Consider the following 17,832-nt stretch of genomic DNA (forward strand, 5'->3'; position numbering starts at 1 on the left):
TTCAAGTCATCACTTGTAAGCCAAAAGTGGCCCCTGAGATTGAATCGGAATCCAAAATCAGGGGCCACTTCAACTGAGATGACAATTTTTTTAAGGCAACGTTTAACTTTTTGATTCTCTAACTATTGTTTAACGTTGAATTACTCAGTAAATCTTCGTAAACTCGTTCGTATTTTTGGATGTCGCCGGCACCCATAAAAATAACGACTGCATTATGGAAATTCAATAGCGGCGAAACATCATCCAGGGTAATGACTTGGCCGCCCTTAGAAATTTTTGCACCCAAGTCCTCACTTGAGACATCCCCACTCTTTTCACGTGGTGAACTATAAATGGGGGTCAAGAAGACCTGATCAGCTAAATTCAGGCTTTCCGCAAATTCGTCCATTAATGCAATGGTCCGGCTAAACGTATGGGGTTGGAAGACAGCGACAATTTCTTTGTTGGGATACTGTTGCCGAGCCGCGTCTAGCGTTGCCTTAATTTCTGATGGGTGGTGGGCATAGTCATCGATAATGGTCATGTCCGCAATGGTCCGTTCCGTAAACCGGCGTTTAACCCCTTGAAAAGTTAACAGTTCCCGCCGAATTTCGTTTAGATCAACCTCTTCAAAGTAGGCAACCGCAATCACTGCTAACGTATTCAAAACGTTATGTTCACCGAACAAGTGAATTTCAAATTCGCCTAAATCTTTGTCCTGGTAGGTAACATGAAACTTAGATCCCTGCGTTGTCCGCTTAATATCTACCGCTTGGAAATCATCATTATCGCTCGTTCCGTAGTAGTAAACCGGGGTTTTAGTTTCTAGCTTCCGCAGGTAAGGATCGTCACCCCAGGCAACGATTCCCTTTTGCACTTGGTTAGCAAAGGTTTCGAACGCACTAAAGTAGTCATCCTTGTCCTGATAGTAGTCGGGATGGTCAAAATCAATGTTGGTCATAATGGCGTAATCTGGGTATGTTGCCAGAAAATGGCGCCGATATTCATCCGCTTCGTAGACGAAGAATCGGGCGTTAGGGGTTCCCTTTCCCGTTCCATCCCCAATTAAGTAGGAGGTTGGGGCCACGCCGCTTAAAACGTGGGCCAGCAAACCAGTTGTACTTGTTTTTCCATGGGCCCCGGCTACCCCGATACTAGTTGTATCCTTAATTAATTGACCCAAGAATTCATGATACCGATACACCGTTAGACCCATTTCATGGGCTTTCTTAATTTCAGGGTGGTCATCATTAAATGAATTTCCCGCAATCACCGTTAATCCATCATGAATGTGATCAACGTTAAAATCGTAAACCGGAATCCCATCATCCTCTAATCCACGCTGCGTAAACGTATACTGTGAAATATCAGAACCCTCAACTTGAAAGCCCTTATCGTGTAAAATTCGTGCCATCGCGCTCATTCCCGAGCCCTTAATTCCAACGAAGTAGTACGTGGTTTCTTTATCCATGGAAAAATCCTCTTTTCTAACCAGTTTTTTTTAATTATTTAGGGTCTTGACCCTAGAACACTCTAAAGATGATTTTAATACGAGCAACCCCACGCTAAAAACTTGATTTTTCAGATTGATGGGGTGCCGACTGCTGTAACTCAGCAAGGTCAGCTGATTCGAAGTAAACGTCCCTTGGTTTTGATCCCTGCTGGGCCGAAACATATCCATGTTTCTCCAAGTCATCAATTAATTTGGCCGCTCGGTTGTAGCCAATTGAGAAAATTCGCTGAAGCTTTGATGTTGAAACGGTATCCTCATCGGCAATAAACTGTAAGACCTCAGGGAACAACTCGTCTTGATTTTCGACTTCAGTTTCGTGCTCCAGAAGGCTCTTAGGGGAAAATGCGTACTGGGGCTTCCCCTGGGTTCTAACAAAGTTCGTGATTAAATCCACTTCATCATCGGCGTATGCACCTTGGAGCCGGACCGCTTGACTGGACCCGTTCCCCATGTACAGCATATCACCACGGCCAAGGAGCCGTTCTGCACCACCCTGATCAAGGATGGTCCGTGAATCAACCTGGCTTGAAACCATGAAGGCAATCCGAGTTGGAATATTATTCTTAATCATTCCCGTAATGACATCTACACTAGGGCGTTGGGTTGCAACAATCAGGTGAATTCCAGCCGCCCGTGCCTTTTGGGTAATTCGGGCAATATAATCCTGAACTTCGCTCGTTGCTTCCATCATTAAATCAGCTAACTCATCAATAATGATCACGATGTACGGCATTTTCAGGCCGGGTTCATCATTTGCATCAGCCCGGTCATTAAACTGTTCAATCTTCCGAACCCCAGCCGCTGCCAGCCTTTCGTACCGCTGATCCATTTCCTTTGCCGCCCACTTAAGGGCCGCCGAAGCCGTTCTAGAATCCGAAATAACGGGCGCAATTAAATGAGGAATCCCATTGTACGGCGCCATTTCAACGGCCTTCGGGTCAATAAGCAGGAGCTTGACCTGTTGGGGGGTGGCTTTGTATAAAATGGAAAGTAACAGTGAGTTAATGAAAACGGACTTTCCTGAGCCGGTTGCACCAGCAATTAAGCCGTGCGGCATCTTGCGCAGATCCGTAATTTGCGGTTCCCCGTTTAAATCGACCCCAAGTGCAATCGTTAACGGTGACTCACTCTCCTGGAACTTAGGGGTGTTGACAACCTCAGACAGCATAACTGGCCGGGCCTTCGGATTAGGTATTTCAATTCCCACCGTTGATTTTCCAGGAATCGGGGCTTCAATCCGGATGTCCTTCGCAGCCAACGCCAACTTTAAGTCGTCCATCAAATTCGTAATCTTATTGACCTTAACACCAAGCGCTAAATGAATTTGAAACTGGGTTACCGTTGGCCCAATCGTCCAGTCCGACACCTCGGCCTTAACGTTAAAGGCACTTAAGGTCTGATCTAAGATGTCCACTTGGTGTTCAATCCAATCATCCATTTGGTCATCATCTTGGGTTACGGGAGGGGTCAATAAATCAATGCCCGGAAATTCATATCCGTGACCGTCTTCCCGCAGGGCCGGTTGGGGCTGTTCAACAATATCAGGCTGATCCGACTCACGATTAAATAATGCCAAATCACGTTGGTCGTTTTCCTCATCAGACATAATATCGCCTAACCCATGACCTAAGCCCCGTGGTTTAACCGACTTAGCCGCATGAATTCGGGCTTTAGGCTGCTTAGATGCAGATGATGACTCTGGTTTTGTGGTCGGTTCATTTGTTTCGACCGTTTCAGATTTCTGACCTAATATCATCGATTCAGAAACGTCTAAGTCACCGGATAAAGTTGTCGTAGAATCGGACTGTTCACCCTCCCCTATTATCGGAGTTGCCGCTGCAATTTCACTTTCCTCCGTTGCATAGGCCACACTCTGGCTCTCCACGATTGGTTCGTCAACCACGGTTTGGTCCGACGAAACGTCACTAACTGACTCTTCCGTCTCTTCTTCACATTCCACCGGTTGGGTTTGATCATCAGTGGGACTGACGATCTCATTAGATAGGGACTCGCTAGTGGTCCCTGTGGCCTCCTTAGGCGTCTGTGCTGCTAAACTAGTTGCCAACCGTGTCACTTCATCTTCATCCGGCAAAATAAGTTCTGCTTGCTGGTTAAGTGGAGTGGCATCTAGTTCCAAGGTAGTCGGTTGCTCATTAGAGGCTACTGGTGTTCCTGTTTCTGATTGTTCATCGACCGTAGGAGCAAACGTTAAAGTTGACTGCGGCTGCTCTGAAATCACGGTATTGAAGTCAAAAAGCAGGACCTGGTCATCTGGCTTATGTAAATGCCGAACAAGTGACTGATAGCCAATCTCTGGTCGTTTAATCCGGGGTTTCGTGACTAACTGGGCTGGAATTTTAGTTGGGGTAAACGGCCGGGTGTAGTTTGCTGCATCTTCCGTTAACTCACCCCGGGTTTTTGCTGTGGTTCCCGACGTTTTAGTCTGGTCTGCCACTTTCGGTGTTAATTGAGCCCGTTTATTGACCGAAGTCGGGTTAGTGGCGGGTGTCTTCTTCACGGATCCTTCTTCACGTTTAAAGGGTGACGTGCTTCGTTCCGATTCATTCGGTGTCCGACGTTGTTTTGGTTCCGTTCTGCCCGCAAATTTGCGATAAAAAGCAGGGCCATCATAATGATTCATTCGGATCCGATTCCTTTCAAAATACAATTCAATTCACAATAGGTAAAAGGCACAAAAGAAGCCAGGAACATTAGATGTGCCCGGCCAGTTCAGATCTTATTTAGGATTCGAACAAACTTTCTGCTCGTTCAAAGTCAAACGCTTCGCCAACGGGTTGATAATCATCTGGTAAAATTAAAGCTCCAGGCCGTTGTGGTGCGTTTTTAATCTGCAATTCTCTGCCTGAACAAATCATACCATTACTTTCAACCCCACGCAATTCACCCGGCCAAATAATCTCGCCGTTTGGCATCATTGCTCCTGGCACGGCAACCACGACTTTAATATCCGCTTTCATGTTAGGCGAACCACTGACAATTTGCAGGGTTTTTCCCCCACCAATTTCAGTTTCGGTTACCAACAGGTGGTCAGATTTTGGGTGGGCAACGGCTGATTTAACCACCCCTACGATAAACTTAGATTGCATGTCAGCCACTAGCTCACCATCAAACCCGGCCTGCACTAACGCCGCATTCAACGCCGCTACTTCGTCAGTCGGGAGAATTAACTGTCCGTTTCCCGTAAGCTTTGGTAAAATTTTTGAAACATTAAAAAAATTATAACCAGTCGTTTGATTGGTTTTAACATCGTAAATCCGGACAATATCCTGCTGGCGAACGCTCGCTTGCTCTTCAGCGTCGGGACCAACAATGGTAATTAAGGTATCCCCTAATTCACCCGGATTATAACTGGTAATTAACATCTAAACACCCTTCCTCGTCTAAAACTATCTGCTAACTATTATACCAAGAAATTGGCGCAATTTTTCGTTTCGTGTGAAATTTATAGGATTCATTGGTATACTAAGGATAAATCATCTCGAAAGCGAGGTTTTACTATGGGAGCTAAAAACGAACAGCTTTATCAGCTTAGCTTAACGGGTATCATTGCAGCGGTCATCGGCTACATTATCAGCCAATTTATTAGCAAACCGCAGCGACTCTCACCTGAAGCCATTCTAACTGAAGTGAAGAAGGCCTTTCGAGCGGAAGCACCCGTAGAGGGCACCTGGATTCAAACCCATGCCGTTCCCTTTCAAAAATTTGCTCTAAAGACCGACGTTTACTACGGTGGCATTACCCGGTATGAGGACGATGAATTAGTGACCTATGAATTCATTGCGGATGCCAAAACAGGCAGTATCCTTGATGTTCACCGGACGGACCAACCGACTTCAACTAAAATAACACTCGCCTAAAGCGACTCCGCCTTAAGCAGGCCCGACTAAATAAAGCAGACCGGGCAATCCACTTACGGATTGCCCGGTCTGCTTTATTCGTTCAATTTGTTCTATGCCTGGTTAAACTTAGCGATAACTTGATAAATCGGTCCAAGCGCAGAAAACTTTTGTTCGTACTCGGTCTGGACGTCTTCTACCTCATCGTTAGCTTGGTGAAGATCCAGCCAAACTCCCTGAAAAATCATTCCAAAGTTATTTAAACTCACCAGTGAATATTCAAACAGTCCCCGATTATCGGTCTTGAACTGAAGTAAGCCGTCTGGTTTTAAAACATCCTGATAATTTTTCAAAAATCCAGCTGAAGTTAACCGCCGTTTCTCATGCTTCGTTTTAGGCCACGGATCCGAAAAATTTAAATAAATTTCGTCAATTTCATTCGGATCAAAGAAGGTGTCAACGTCAGCACCATCAGACAAAATTAATTGAATGTTTGGCAGTTCGCTTTCAACCACCTTCTTGAGTGCAATAGCAATTACTGACGTTTGAATTTCAATTCCCAAAAAGTTGATTTCGGGGTGTAACCTGGCCATCTCAACAATAAATTGACCTTTCCCGGTCCCAATTTCAACGTGTAGGGGCTGAACGGCCGAAAACCGACTCTGCCAGTTTCCCTTTAACGGAACTGGATCGGTCACGATTAAATTAGGATGTTCCTCAATGTACGGTTTAGCCCATGGTTTATTGCGTACGCGCATCTTTTTTCCTCCAAGTGTAAATAAAAGAGCTATGTTCAACCCGTTGACTGAACACAGCTCTGATTTCGATTTAAGTTCAGAATAGCCTTATTTTACTGGCTAACCTAGGTTAACGTCAACTTAATTTTTTTGTCGGGCTAACCGCCGGGGGGCATAAAATTGAACCATCACCCAAATTTCAACCCCGAGGACTAAGGTTAACACCACGGGCGTTTCCCAGTTCAGATTTGCGATGCAAGCCATCACGACAAACAACACCCCCGTCACGATGAGAATGGTTCGCATCACCTGCTGAAAGTTTTTCAGTTTTTCCGTATTGGCCACGGGGTAAATGTGCGTAAAAACGTTATCGTCAAACTGGGAAAAATACGGCAGTAACTGGAATCCTAGGAGATAGACAAACAACGCCGAAAAGATTACGGGGAGCCAAAGCCCCCTGACGAAGTACAAAATGACCAGCCCGATCAGAGTCAGTCGAATGATCAGGCCACTAAACTCCGTTCCCCGGACAAGTCCCCGAGCATATAAATACCGAAACGTATTCGCTTGGTTAGCCGGAATTCGGCGAAACAACCCGTCCAAGTAGCTACGCCGGTGAATGGTTCCACGTAGCATAGGGACATCCGTAAACAGATTGAAGAACCGATAGATACTGAGCATTCGACTATCTTCCCTGACGATCTCCGCCCGCCAATCAATCGGGTGCTTAGCCCAAGTGGTAGCGGTCTGCACTGCAAAAACAAGGTCGGCCGCAATCGCTAACCCGGCTGCAATGACCCAGCCGCCGTAAGCCGCCGTAGCAAATAAAATTAAGGACCAGCCCCAGTCAATCATCCAGCCCCGTTTAATTAGCGGGGTTTCATACCGGTAGCAATTGGCTAACGCCCGCCGCAAGATTAAGTCCTTCTGACTAACCATGATGATTAGCAGTCCCACTATGTTCATCCAGTTAGTGGTCAACGTCACCCGAATAAAGGGCAGCAGCACAAACCAAACTAGGCCCTGCGTTACCATTGCTAACCAAAGGCTGTAACGTCTTCCTGCCACCAGATACGCGTGCATATCATGCTCCCTTGGAAGCAAAAAAACACTATCGGCACTTTCAATCAGGGTCGCTAACCGGCCAATTTGAACGCTAATCATTGCCACCACGATGACAATGAGCGGAGCCCACCAACTATTTGCGTGCAACCGCTGGAGTTCAATGGAATAGCCGTAACCCAAACCGCCAATTAAGAACATGAGAGCAAAGATAAAAAAATCATTAAAGACTAGGCGGAGATACTTCACCATGTTCCTTAAATGTCGGCTCAGTCGGGTTGAAAATAAAGTTTTCATTCCGTTTGACCCGCTTTCTTGGTTAGGGAAAGGTAAATATCATTTAACGACTCACCGCTATCCGGAAACGCCTCATGTAATTCCTTTAGCGTCCCTTCCACCCTTACTTGCCCGTCATGAAGCAGCACAAACCGATCACAGTATTGCTGGGCCGTTTCTAAAACGTGGGTGGTCATTAAGATGCTAGCGCCAGCTCGCTTTTTTTTATCCATTTCAGCAAGTAAATCACTTTTAGCCAGGGGATCAAGCCCCATGAAGGGTTCGTCAATAATAAATAGATTGGCGTTGGTAATGAACGCACAAACGATCATGACCTTTTGCCGCATCCCCTTCGAAAAATTAGACGGAAACCAATCTAATTTGTTGTCTAAACGGAAGGTTTTTAAAAGTTCGTTCGCCTTTTGCCAGGCCTCTTCCTGATTTAACCGGTAAGCCATAATGGTTAGTTCGATGTGTTCCCTCAGTGTTAGTTCTGGGTATAGAACCGGGGTTTCCGGTATATATGCGATTTGCTGTTTGTACAACTGATCGTTTTCCGCAATGGTTATTCCATTAATGGAGATGGTGCCACTAAAGGGCGTTAATAACCCAATTATGTGGTTGATTGTCGTTGACTTTCCGGCTCCGTTCAGCCCGATCAGGCCCACTAACTCACCGTCTTTAACGTCAAAACTAATATCCTTTAAAACGGGGATTTGTGAATACCCGCCAACCACGTGACTGACTTCTAACGTCAAATCAATCCCTCCGCTTCTAATCCATTTGATTGTCCACAGTATAGCACACCCGTGTGAAACTCTAAAATCTGTCAACCGTTTTCAGGTTAATTGTGTTTTCTTGGTACCGTTCATTGTATAATGGGCTTAAACTGACTGAAAGAAGGATGTCCTATGGACGCAACTTTTGATCCAGACTGTGTTTTCTGCAAAATTATTTTAGGGGAAATTCCAAGTTATACCGTTTATGAGGATGACGTCGTTAAGGCCTTTCTCGACATTTCTCAGGGAACTCCTGGTCATACATTAGTGGTTCCCAAAACTCACGTGGCTGATATTTTTGCGTATAATCCTGAGCTAGCCGCGGCTGTCTTTTCACGGATTCCCAAAATTGCCAACGCAATAAGGAAATCAAACCCTAATATCCAGGGCATGAACATCGTGAATAATAATGGTGCGGTTGCCTACCAATCCGTCTTTCATTCCCACTTCCACTTGGTTCCCCGTTACACCGACCACGATGACTTTTCAATGACGTTTAAAGACAACTCATCAAAGTATCAGCCTGAAGACTACATTAAAATTCAACGGGCCATTGAAGCCGAAATGGAGGACTAGTATGGGACTAAAAAATTTTGCCGAGCGATCCATCGTTACCGCCGGAATTGGCTTGGCCTTTCACCTAATCCAAACGCGTCAGAATCCCATTGACTGGGGAAAAGAAAAGGTTAATGATGTTCGGGTTAAGGTGGACCAATACCAAGAATTTCAGGCCTCACGGCGGGCGGTCCAACATAACCTCACCAAACTTCAGGAAGCCATTCAAAATGCCCAACCGGTTATAACCGATATTCAAACGGACATTAACAAGTTTGAGTTTAAAATTCAGCCCCGCGTGGCCAAACTAAACGACGCCATTAACCGGTTAAACGGCCAAGATTCTACTACCCATGAATAATATGAACTTTTTGTAAAGTTATTGCGTCTTTTTATAGGATTTCATGAACGTGTGGTAAGATGAATTTTGTACGATTTAATCATTTAGAAATGGATGTGAACATATTATGAAGAAATGGGTCATTGCACTCAGCGGAATTGTCATTAGTTTGACATTAGCCGGCTGTGGAAGCAAAGCAGTCGCAACTACCAAGGGTGGAGACGTTACTGAAAGTGCCTACTACAGCAGTATGAAGACCACCTCTTCTGGAAAACAGATCTTGCAACAAATGATTTTAAATAAGGTGCTCGAAAAGGATTACGGCGATAAAGTTAAGAAGTCCGAAGTGACAAAGCAATATGATGAATATAAGTCACAGTATGGGTCATCATTTAGCAGCGTCCTTTCCCAAAGTGGGATGACAGCTTCCCAACTAAAGACCGAAATTCGCTCTAACCTTCTGTTAAAGGAAGCCGTTAAGGCCAACACCAAGATTACCGATGCTGACTTACAAAAGCAGTTCAAGAGCTACCAACCTAAGGTCGAAGTTGCTCAAATCCTTGTATCTAAGAAGTCAAAGGCTGAAGATATCATCGACCAGTTAAACGACAACAAGAAGGATCCAAAGAAACTTCAAAGTACCTTCACTTCCTTAGCTAAGAAGAATTCAACGGATACCGCAACTAAGAACAATGGTGGTAAGCTACCTAAGTTTGACAACACAGATACTTCCCTTGACTCTGGATTCAAGAAGGCTGCGTTTAAGTTGAACAACAACGAATACACGGCCGAACCCGTTAAAACCCAGTATGGTTACCACGTTATCTTAATGCTAGATAATCCTGGCAAGGGTAAGTGGCAAGACCACAAGGCTGAATTGAAATCACAAATCATCAACAATGATTTAAACGACAGCACTAAGCTGCACAGTGTGGTTTCAAAAGTCTTAAAGAACGGTGACGTTCAGATTAAGGATAGCGATTTAAAGAATATCTTATCTGATTACATCTCATCAAGTTCCAGTGCTAGTAAATAACTAAGTACCAAAAAAAGGCCACTCCCGCGGGAGTGGCCTTTTTTGATTATTGCCCCTTTTCTGGGACCTGTTCTGGCAACCGGGTTGGCCGGAAAAACCGGCGGCCGTCCATTGCAAAAAGCCGTTCCGTAAAGTGACCGGGTTCCGTTTTGCCTAAGGCCGCTGATAGCATCATAATGGACGCATCCATTTCATCTAGGTCGTGAAGAACTTGAGCCTCCATTAATTCCGGGGCAACCGGTGAACCGTAATCCAGTTCGCCATGGTGTGATAAAACCATGTGCCGCAATAAAATGACAGATTCATCATCGGGATCAATTTTTAGTTGGACACAGGCCCGCACAATATCCCCGTCGACAATCGAAATGTGCCCCAAGAGATTGCCTTCGTTCGTATAGGTGGTTGAAACGGGTCCGCTTAATTCAGACGTCTTGCCTAAATCATGCAAAATGGCGCCAGCATAAAGCAGCGGTCCGTTTAATGCTGGGTATTGTTTAACCACGGAATGGGCTAACCGCAAGATCGAAATCGTATGGTATGCTAATCCACCTTCAAAGGCATGATGATTGGTTTTGGCCGCCGGAAAGTCAAAAAAGGCTTCCTGTTTTTCCTTCAATAGGAACCGGATAATCCGATTCCATGACGGCTCCGTAATTTCAAACAACGTCTGACTAATTTCATTAACCATGTCATCCCGTTTCATCGGTGAATGTTCCACGTAGAGTTTAGGATCGTTAGGTTCCGTATCCGTTGCCAACCGCAAGTGATAAATCTTAATTTGCGGGGAGCCCTGGTAAGTCTCCCGCTTTCCGTGCAATTGAACTACCTGCCCCGCCACAAACTGAGCAATATCTTCATCGGAAGCATCCCAGTACTTTCCGGAAATCTCCCCAGATTCATCCTGAAAAATGATCGCCAAATATTTCTTGCCGTTTTTGGCTACCCGGACGTCAACGGATTTTAGTAACACAAAGGTGGTTAATTCATCATCAACACCGTAGGTCATAAGTAATTGTGGTTCAGCCAAGGTAATCCCTCCTAAAGTTTGATTAACTGATTTTGGTTAACTGTTTGAGCAGCTTGAGCATCCGAGGTTAACAAAATCACTTGTAACTGTTGGCCAACGTCCGTTAACAACTGCGACATCATTTGCCGGCGCTGGTCATCAAAGGTCACAAATCCATCGTCAATCACTAGTGGTAGTCGGTGACTCTCACTTAAAACGCGTGCCACGGCTAACTTCAAACAAACATATAATTGTTCAGCCGTCCCCCGGGAGAGATGACCAACCGTTAACCACGGTGTTTGTTCACCCTTAATTTCAATCTGCTCACTGCTCAATTTAATTTGAGTATACCGGTTTTTAGTTAGAAGTGCTAGCTGTCCCTCTGCCAGCTGAATAATTTCAGGCAGCCGATCCTGGGAAGCTAGGGCCAACATTTGATCAATCCACCGGGCCGCAAATTGGTGGGATAAGTACTTTTCAACGTTGGCAATGATTTCAGTATCTAACGCCGCCAGCTGCTGTTCCAGGTCCGTTTGCAGCCCGTTAGTTGTCCACGCCTCAATTTTAGCGGCTAACTCGGCTAGTTCATGCACGGTATTCGTCTGTTGCTGCTGAAGTTGAGTACTCCGGTTTTGAACCGTCTCAAGTTGCGTTTGAAGCTCCTGCCGGGTTTTATACTGGGCGAGATGCTTCAAATCATCAGCTGATAATTGCTGACTCAACCGCCTGAGTTCCGTCTGATCAACTTCCCGATCCCTCTCAACGGTAACCTGGGCGTTGAATTGATCGGCCGTTTCTACCCCGCGGTTCCGCAAGAATTGGTTAACTTGGCTAACCTGGCGTTCAACTTGACCGCTTAGCTGCTGTTCTTGTCGGCGGAGCTGGGTTAACAAACTAACCGTAGACTGTTCCGACTGTGCGGCACTTCGAATACGATCGACCCTCGCTGAAACCGCCTGCAGTTGATTAGAATAACTCATCTGATCACTGAACTTAAGCTCGGGCATAACCGTTTGCCATTGTTGCAGGTAGTCTTCAATAACTATCCGCTGCGGGAATTGTCCCCGATCCTGAATTTCCCGCTGTAACTGCTGCAACCGATTGAGGTCACGCTGAATTGAGGACCACTGTTCAGGATCTAACGCTGTCAGGCCGTACCGAATTCCGATTTGATCTAATTGATCCGTTACCGCTTGCGCATCACGGTTATTTTCACGAAGCTGCGCCCAAAATTCACTAACTTGATCAGTCGGTAGACTGTGTGACGTCGTTGCCGACAAACCGAAATACGCGTAGGCGGCAATTCCTAGTCCAATGCAGGCCCCCACCAGTTTAACCGCCATACTTGGCATAAACAGCGCCACTAAAAGTAGCCCTAACCCCACTCCTATTAGTAGAAGGTCTCGGGTAACCGGCTGACGCTGTGTGGTTCGGGTTCTGGGGCCTTGTTCGTTGGCAGCGTTTAGTTGGTTCTGCATGGTTTGCTGACGTTGCCGTAGCTTACGCTGTTGATTTAATAACTCCGAAACCAGTTGATCATCCGAACGTGTAAACGGTCGGGGAACCTGTCCACCAACCGAATATCGGTCTAGCAAAGCTTGATATTCTTCATGTTGATTCCGTTGGTTTGATTGATCCCGTTCGATTTGTAACGCTACCTGAGTCATCTGTGCCAGTTCGGCTGCTAATGAGTCAAACCGTTCCTGATGTGTTGCATACCCAACCATCTGTTGGGGCGTTTGTCCCTTAGCCTGTGCCAGTTCGGCTTGTAAATCTTGCTGTTGGGTCTTTAAGTCATCCAATCGGACCAATAAATGTTGTAATTCCTGTTCATCATCCCGACTGAATCCAACCGTATGATTAGTCTGCTGATCAGTCAGAACTGTTAGTCGGTTGTAAGTCGGCCACTTGGATTCCAGAACTTGAAGTTCATTTAGCTCTTGGTTGGCTTGATGCACCGTTGTTTCCAAATCCTTGAGCCGCTCGTTTGACTGATGCTGCTGGTCAACGGCCTTTACAAACTGGGGGTAGACTGCTTTGGATTGTTCAATTCGGTCCACTAATTCGGCCCGCGTGCCAAGTTGCTGGTTGATAACGGGATTTCTGCCCGTGGGTTTATAAAGATCCCTAGCCGAGTGCTCTAATTGATGTTCATACTCCTGCCATTCTTCGCTTCCAGCTGCCCCCAACCCTTGAATTAAATACGTGAGCTGGTCTGGTTTTAACGAAAACACCTGCGCCAGCCGGGGTTCATCAATGAAAAACACAGTTTCGTATAGCGCTTCATCCAGCGGAGCAATGAGATCAGTCAACGTTTCGGGCGGTAATTGTAATCCCGTCTGAAGGGCTGTTAGTGTTACCCGGCCCCGTTTTGGACCGGACTCGCGTTGAACTCGAAATTCCTGGCCCTGCTTTTCAATAATGAGTTCGCCACCATATCGCCCACCGGTTAGTGGCTCGTGACGCAAATCTGCAGACCGTTTTGACGGGAACCCAAATAAAATTGCGGGGATAAACTGCGCAATCGTTGACTTACCAGCTTCATTTTGCCCGTAAAAGGTGGTCATCGTGCCATCCAGATCAAACGATTGATTTGCAAACTTTCCGTACCCGTAAAGGGTGAGCCGTTTAATTTTCATTTTGAACATCCTCCGTCTGATGACTCAACAGCCGGCCCGCGTGCCTTTTAATCTCCACCATCGTTTGTGGATCATTGAGCCAATCCATCAGAAAGCCCTCCCGACTTAGTGGGCCACTCAACGTGAGCAGCTGATCACGGGTAAACACCTGCTCCGCGGCGGTTTGCCAAAACTGCTGGTCCATCTTAGTTCGGGTGGGACTTACCGGTACTTCATCAATGCGAATTTGGCTTACCCAAATCCCGAGACGCTGAAACTGACTACGATGGCTTTCCTGAAAGAGCTCTAGCCACTCCCCCGAGTCAATGGTTGCCTTTAACGACGCCGAAAGCTGTTCGCCGTGCGCTATCTGGACGGTTACCAGTTTAAAGGGTGCCGTTTGGTCTGCCGCCCACTGGTCTATGGTACGGTCAAGATCGGTAAGGGTCCCTAACTCCGCTGCATTGATGCTGAGTGATTTCCACTCTATGAGAGCCGTGGCGTGAAACTCCGGAATCAATCGGTTGCCTTCACTGTGAACCAAAAAAACTCCCTTTTGTCCGGTCTCGCTTCGGTCACGTCCCTGAATATTGCCGGAGTAGCAAATTGGTGGATTCGTATTGAGGCTCTGACGTTGATGAATATGCCCTAAAGCCCAATAATCATAACGTTTACGTAGGAGTTTTTGCAGGTCAAACGGGGCATAGTGGTCCGTCCGTTGGTTTTTAGTAGCAACTTCGCCATGCCACATTCCAATGTGCCAATCGGTCCCCTCCCGCGTGGGAAAATCTGCGGAAGGATCAGTCGTTACCCACCGGCTGGGATAGCTAAATCCACTAATGGCAACTGTTTCGCCCGTTGTCAACTTTAATTTATGGGTGGTGACAGTCGTTGGCATGACAAAAACGTTATCCGGGTAATCAACTGCTAATTGTTGATCCGCCAAATAATCGTGATTACCAAAGCTAATGATTACGGAAATCCTTTGATCCCGTAGCCGGCTAAACTCACTAAGTAAAAAACCCTGGGCCTTGACGGATTGAACATCCCGATCAAAAAGGTCCCCTGAAATTAAAATAAAATCCACCCGTTCCTTAATCGCTAGATCAACAATCTTAGTGAACGATTGAAACGTTGACTGGCGAATTTTATTCCATAACGGGGTCGGCGCTTTCGCCAAGCCTAAGAATGGACTATCTAAGTGTAAATCGGCCGCGTGAATAAATTTCATGATGCCATCCCTTCTTCAGATAATTGAACTGTCACCATAGTAAAACGACTGAGCCACTAAAGCAATCCTGCCTTAGTAACCCAGCCGTTTTAAATTGTTCGGCCATCGATTTCTCGAATAACACTAGGCCTTAATCATGGTATAAATCTTGAATGGGTTTTGTAATGATTTGGTTTAGTTGAGCCAAAACATCATTTACGGCCTTTTCCTTGGCCATCAAGTCCTTAACGACGTCAAACTGCGAAACTTTGTCTGCTAAATCGCGGGCCTGTTGCATTTCATCTTCCGTAATTTCGACCCCTTGCATCTGCTTAGTTTGCAATTGCATTTGAACGTCTTGGAAATTCTTAAAGACATCATAAGCAACGGCATCGGCCTTCATTTTACCGTATGCACCAGCAAGTGCTTGGTATTCTGGAGTTTCCCGTAATTCCTGTTCAAGTTGATTTGCGGTATCGTATACATTTACTACTTCTGCCATTTGACTATTCCTCCTACGTTATCAATCTACAAGTATTGTACCATTTCTCCGCTAAGTTCTCGATAGAAGCCGCTTAAGTTAGAAGAAGGATTTCGCTTTGTCCCACCAACTCTCAACCGTCTTCTGTGCGCTCTTAGCGCCGTCCTGAACCCGCCCCCATAGATCGTTATCACTACTGCTTTCGCTTTTAGCAAGGTCTGAGGCATCCTTTGTGTCAAACTGGGTCCCCTTGGTGTTCGGCAAAATTTCCTGCATTTCCGTCCGGAAGAGGGTTCCAACGCCCACCGTACCTGTATCCTCTAGAACGTGAGATTTATCGTTACTGTCATAACCTTCCCAAGTCGCTACTACGACATCGGGCGTATAGCCAATTACCCATTTATCCCGGGTAGCCTCAGAATCTGAACTCTGGACGTCTTCCGTACTTCCCGTTTTACCTGCAACGGAATAGCCGTATGGTTTTGCGTCCGTTCCCGTTCCGTAGTTAAAGACGCCTAACATCATGCTGGTCATTTGTTTAGCTACCTTCGCTGACATCACTTGTTTAGGCTGACTAGCAGTTTCGCCGGACGAAACGACGGTCTTTCCAGAGGCATCAACCACCTTCGTAATAAAGTGGGCTGAATTAAGGTTTCCCTGGTTAGCATAGGCCGTATAAGCCGATGCCATTTCCATCGGAGACACCCCCGTCTTTAGGCCCCCTAGAGCCAACGCAAGGTTATCGTCCGACTTAGTGACGGGTAAGCCAAATTTCTTAACGGAGTCGTAACCCTTTTGAACCCCAATCTTATTCAGCAGCCAAACTGCGGGTGCGTTCATGGACTGGGCTAGGGCGTCATACATGGTCATTTTTTCGGAATACTGATTATTCCAATTTTTAGGCCGATACTTGTTAGACCCATAGGAGCGGCGTTCGTTACTCAACTCTGAATCGTAAAAGTAGCCGTTTTGTAAGGCTGGAGTATAAACAGCAATCGGTTTAATCGTTGAGCCAGGTTGCCGTTTCATTTGGGTTGCCCGGTTATACCCCCGAAAGACATGTTTGCCCCGGCCGCCAACCACCGCCTCTACTCCCCCGGTACTTGGATCAACAGCAATGGAGGCCGCTTGAACCTTAGTCCCGTCGGCAGCATCCGTCGGAAAGTTAGCGTCATTTTTAAAGGTGGACTGCATATTTTCCTGGTGGTTTTGGTCCAGAGACGTATAGATTTTGTACCCCCGGTTCATGATATCTGATTCAGATAACCCGTATTTATTGACGGCTTCGTTAATGACTGCGTCAAAGTAGTATGGATATTTATAACTATCGTTGTAACTATAATTATCTGCCGTCTCAATCGGAGTAGCTTCTGCCTGCTTAGCCTCGGACGTCGTGATGGACTTTGTATCTGCCATTAAGCCTAATACAACATTCCGTCTTTCTAAGGCCGCTTGGGGATGGTCAACCGGATTATAAGCACTGGGCGATGTCAACATCCCTGCAATAACCGCACTTTCGGCAGTCGTCAACTCTGATGCAGGCTTGCCAAAGTACCGTTCTGACGCATCTTGGACCCCCCAAACCCCATTTCCAAAGTACGCATTATTGAGATACATCGTCAAAATATCCTTTTTACTGTAAATATTTTCAACTTCGATGGATAGGAATATTTCTTTGATTTTGCGCGAAAAAGTTTGTTCCTGCGTTAAATAGGCGTTCTTAACCAGCTGCTGGGTTAAAGTCGATCCCCCGCCGCTAATATAATCCCGACCCATAATTTTATTCTTAACTAACAGCCACATAGCCCGGCCAATCCCCCGAACACTAAACCCGTGTTCACTATAAAAGTGCCGATCTTCAGTGGAGATAACCGCCTTCTGAATACTTGGCGAAATTTTCTTTAGTGGAACATAGGACCCCTTTTGTGAGTAAAGCGTCCCCGCCTTATGATTGTCTTTATCATAAATCACCGTTGGATTTTCCAGCTGGTTCTTTAAATCTGACACCTTAGCGGTTTTAGCCTGAAAAGTCATATCAATACTTAAAACTAAAAATAATGATAGGGCGATCACTATTAGCCATCGTGTTAGTTGGAATCGATGCCAGTAACGCCGTACCCAATCCCACGTGACGTGCCACGCGTTCTTAAGCCACGCTAAAATGGGTGACTCCGATTGATTTGATCCACGATTTTTCATGTTTAACCTCGTTTTCACTGGTAATGATTAAATTAATTGTAGCATACTCATTTGGGGGCGCTAATAATGCCCAGAAATTTAATAAAAATTGAGCTTTTATCCCACCACAAAATAAAGATCATAACCAAAATCCAATCAATAAACAATCGGATCTGATTATGATCTCCATTCAACGTTGCCAAAC

Annotated in this window: 15 protein-coding genes; 4 read left to right on the forward strand and 11 right to left on the reverse strand. The window is 45.9% G+C overall.

Annotated features, from left to right (window positions below):
• Window positions 1-118: 118 nt before the first annotated feature.
• The 3 genes from murC to ytpR form a co-directional block, all read right to left on the reverse strand.
• Window positions 119-1,450 carry a UDP-N-acetylmuramate--L-alanine ligase gene (murC, locus tag DCM90_RS02380; RefSeq protein WP_109249755.1) on the reverse strand — a complete coding sequence of 444 codons (1,332 nt, stop codon included), beginning with the start codon at window positions 1,448-1,450 and terminating at the stop codon, window positions 119-121.
• 94 nt (window positions 1,451-1,544) lie between these two features.
• Window positions 1,545-4,133, reverse strand: a complete 2,589-nt coding sequence (locus DCM90_RS02385; RefSeq protein ID WP_109249756.1) for a DNA translocase FtsK — start codon at window positions 4,131-4,133, stop codon at window positions 1,545-1,547.
• Between the two features lie 100 nt (window positions 4,134-4,233).
• Complete coding sequence (gene ytpR / locus DCM90_RS02390; RefSeq protein WP_109249757.1) at window positions 4,234-4,875, reverse strand: YtpR family tRNA-binding protein; 642 nt, start codon at window positions 4,873-4,875, stop codon at window positions 4,234-4,236.
• 135 nt (window positions 4,876-5,010) lie between these two features.
• On the opposite strand from ytpR, the gene DCM90_RS02395 reads away from it, so the two are divergent.
• Window positions 5,011-5,370, forward strand: coding sequence for a PepSY domain-containing protein (locus DCM90_RS02395; protein ID WP_109249758.1), 360 nt, complete (start codon window positions 5,011-5,013; stop codon window positions 5,368-5,370).
• 92 nt (window positions 5,371-5,462) lie between these two features.
• On the opposite strand, the gene trmB is transcribed toward DCM90_RS02395, so the two are convergent.
• The 3 genes from trmB to DCM90_RS02410 all read right to left on the reverse strand — a co-directional run bounded on the left by trmB (window position 5,463) and on the right by DCM90_RS02410 (window position 8,182).
• Complete coding sequence (gene trmB / locus DCM90_RS02400; protein WP_109249759.1) at window positions 5,463-6,107, reverse strand: tRNA (guanosine(46)-N7)-methyltransferase TrmB; 645 nt, start codon at window positions 6,105-6,107, stop codon at window positions 5,463-5,465.
• Between the two features lie 120 nt (window positions 6,108-6,227).
• A complete protein-coding gene (locus tag DCM90_RS02405) occupies window positions 6,228-7,445 on the reverse strand; it encodes an ABC transporter permease (protein WP_109249760.1) in 1,218 nt (405 codons plus the stop codon).
• Window positions 7,442-8,182, reverse strand: coding sequence for an ABC transporter ATP-binding protein (locus DCM90_RS02410; RefSeq protein ID WP_109249761.1), 741 nt, complete (start codon window positions 8,180-8,182; stop codon window positions 7,442-7,444). The genes DCM90_RS02405 and DCM90_RS02410 overlap by 4 nt, the downstream gene beginning before the upstream one ends.
• Window positions 8,183-8,335: 153 nt before the next feature.
• On the opposite strand from DCM90_RS02410, the gene DCM90_RS02415 reads away from it, so the two are divergent.
• The 3 genes from DCM90_RS02415 (at window position 8,336) to DCM90_RS02425 (ending at window position 10,134) form a co-directional block, all read left to right on the forward strand.
• Window positions 8,336-8,779 carry an HIT family protein gene (locus DCM90_RS02415; protein ID WP_109249762.1) on the forward strand — a complete coding sequence of 148 codons (444 nt, stop codon included), beginning with the start codon at window positions 8,336-8,338 and terminating at the stop codon, window positions 8,777-8,779.
• Between the two features lies 1 nt (window position 8,780).
• Window positions 8,781-9,119 (forward strand): hypothetical protein, encoded by a 339-nt coding sequence (locus DCM90_RS02420; RefSeq protein ID WP_109249763.1) that lies wholly within the window; start codon window positions 8,781-8,783, stop codon window positions 9,117-9,119.
• Window positions 9,120-9,225: 106 nt separating this feature from the next.
• Entirely contained in the window at window positions 9,226-10,134 is a 909-nt protein-coding gene (locus tag DCM90_RS02425; protein WP_109249764.1) for a peptidylprolyl isomerase, read from the forward strand.
• A gap of 46 nt (window positions 10,135-10,180) precedes the next feature.
• Here DCM90_RS02425 and DCM90_RS02430 read toward each other — a convergent pair whose 3' ends face one another.
• From DCM90_RS02430 to DCM90_RS02450, 5 genes are all read right to left on the reverse strand, one after another.
• A complete protein-coding gene (locus tag DCM90_RS02430; protein WP_109249836.1) occupies window positions 10,181-11,140 on the reverse strand; it encodes a 3'-5' exoribonuclease YhaM family protein in 960 nt (319 codons plus the stop codon).
• A gap of 32 nt (window positions 11,141-11,172) precedes the next feature.
• Window positions 11,173-13,779, reverse strand: coding sequence for an ATP-binding protein (locus DCM90_RS02435; RefSeq protein ID WP_165815181.1), 2,607 nt, complete (start codon window positions 13,777-13,779; stop codon window positions 11,173-11,175).
• Window positions 13,769-14,989, reverse strand: coding sequence for a metallophosphoesterase family protein (locus DCM90_RS02440; RefSeq protein WP_109249766.1), 1,221 nt, complete (start codon window positions 14,987-14,989; stop codon window positions 13,769-13,771). The genes DCM90_RS02435 and DCM90_RS02440 overlap by 11 nt, the downstream gene beginning before the upstream one ends.
• Before the next feature lie 130 nt (window positions 14,990-15,119).
• Window positions 15,120-15,470, reverse strand: a complete 351-nt coding sequence (locus tag DCM90_RS02445) for a YlbF/YmcA family competence regulator (protein WP_109249767.1) — start codon at window positions 15,468-15,470, stop codon at window positions 15,120-15,122.
• Between the two features lie 78 nt (window positions 15,471-15,548).
• A complete protein-coding gene (locus DCM90_RS02450) occupies window positions 15,549-17,648 on the reverse strand; it encodes a PBP1A family penicillin-binding protein (RefSeq protein ID WP_109249768.1) in 2,100 nt (699 codons plus the stop codon).
• Between the last annotated feature and the right edge of the window lie 184 nt (window positions 17,649-17,832).

It is taken from the genome of Levilactobacillus bambusae, assembly GCF_003124125.1.
Lineage (GTDB): Bacteria > Bacillota > Bacilli > Lactobacillales > Lactobacillaceae > Levilactobacillus > Levilactobacillus bambusae.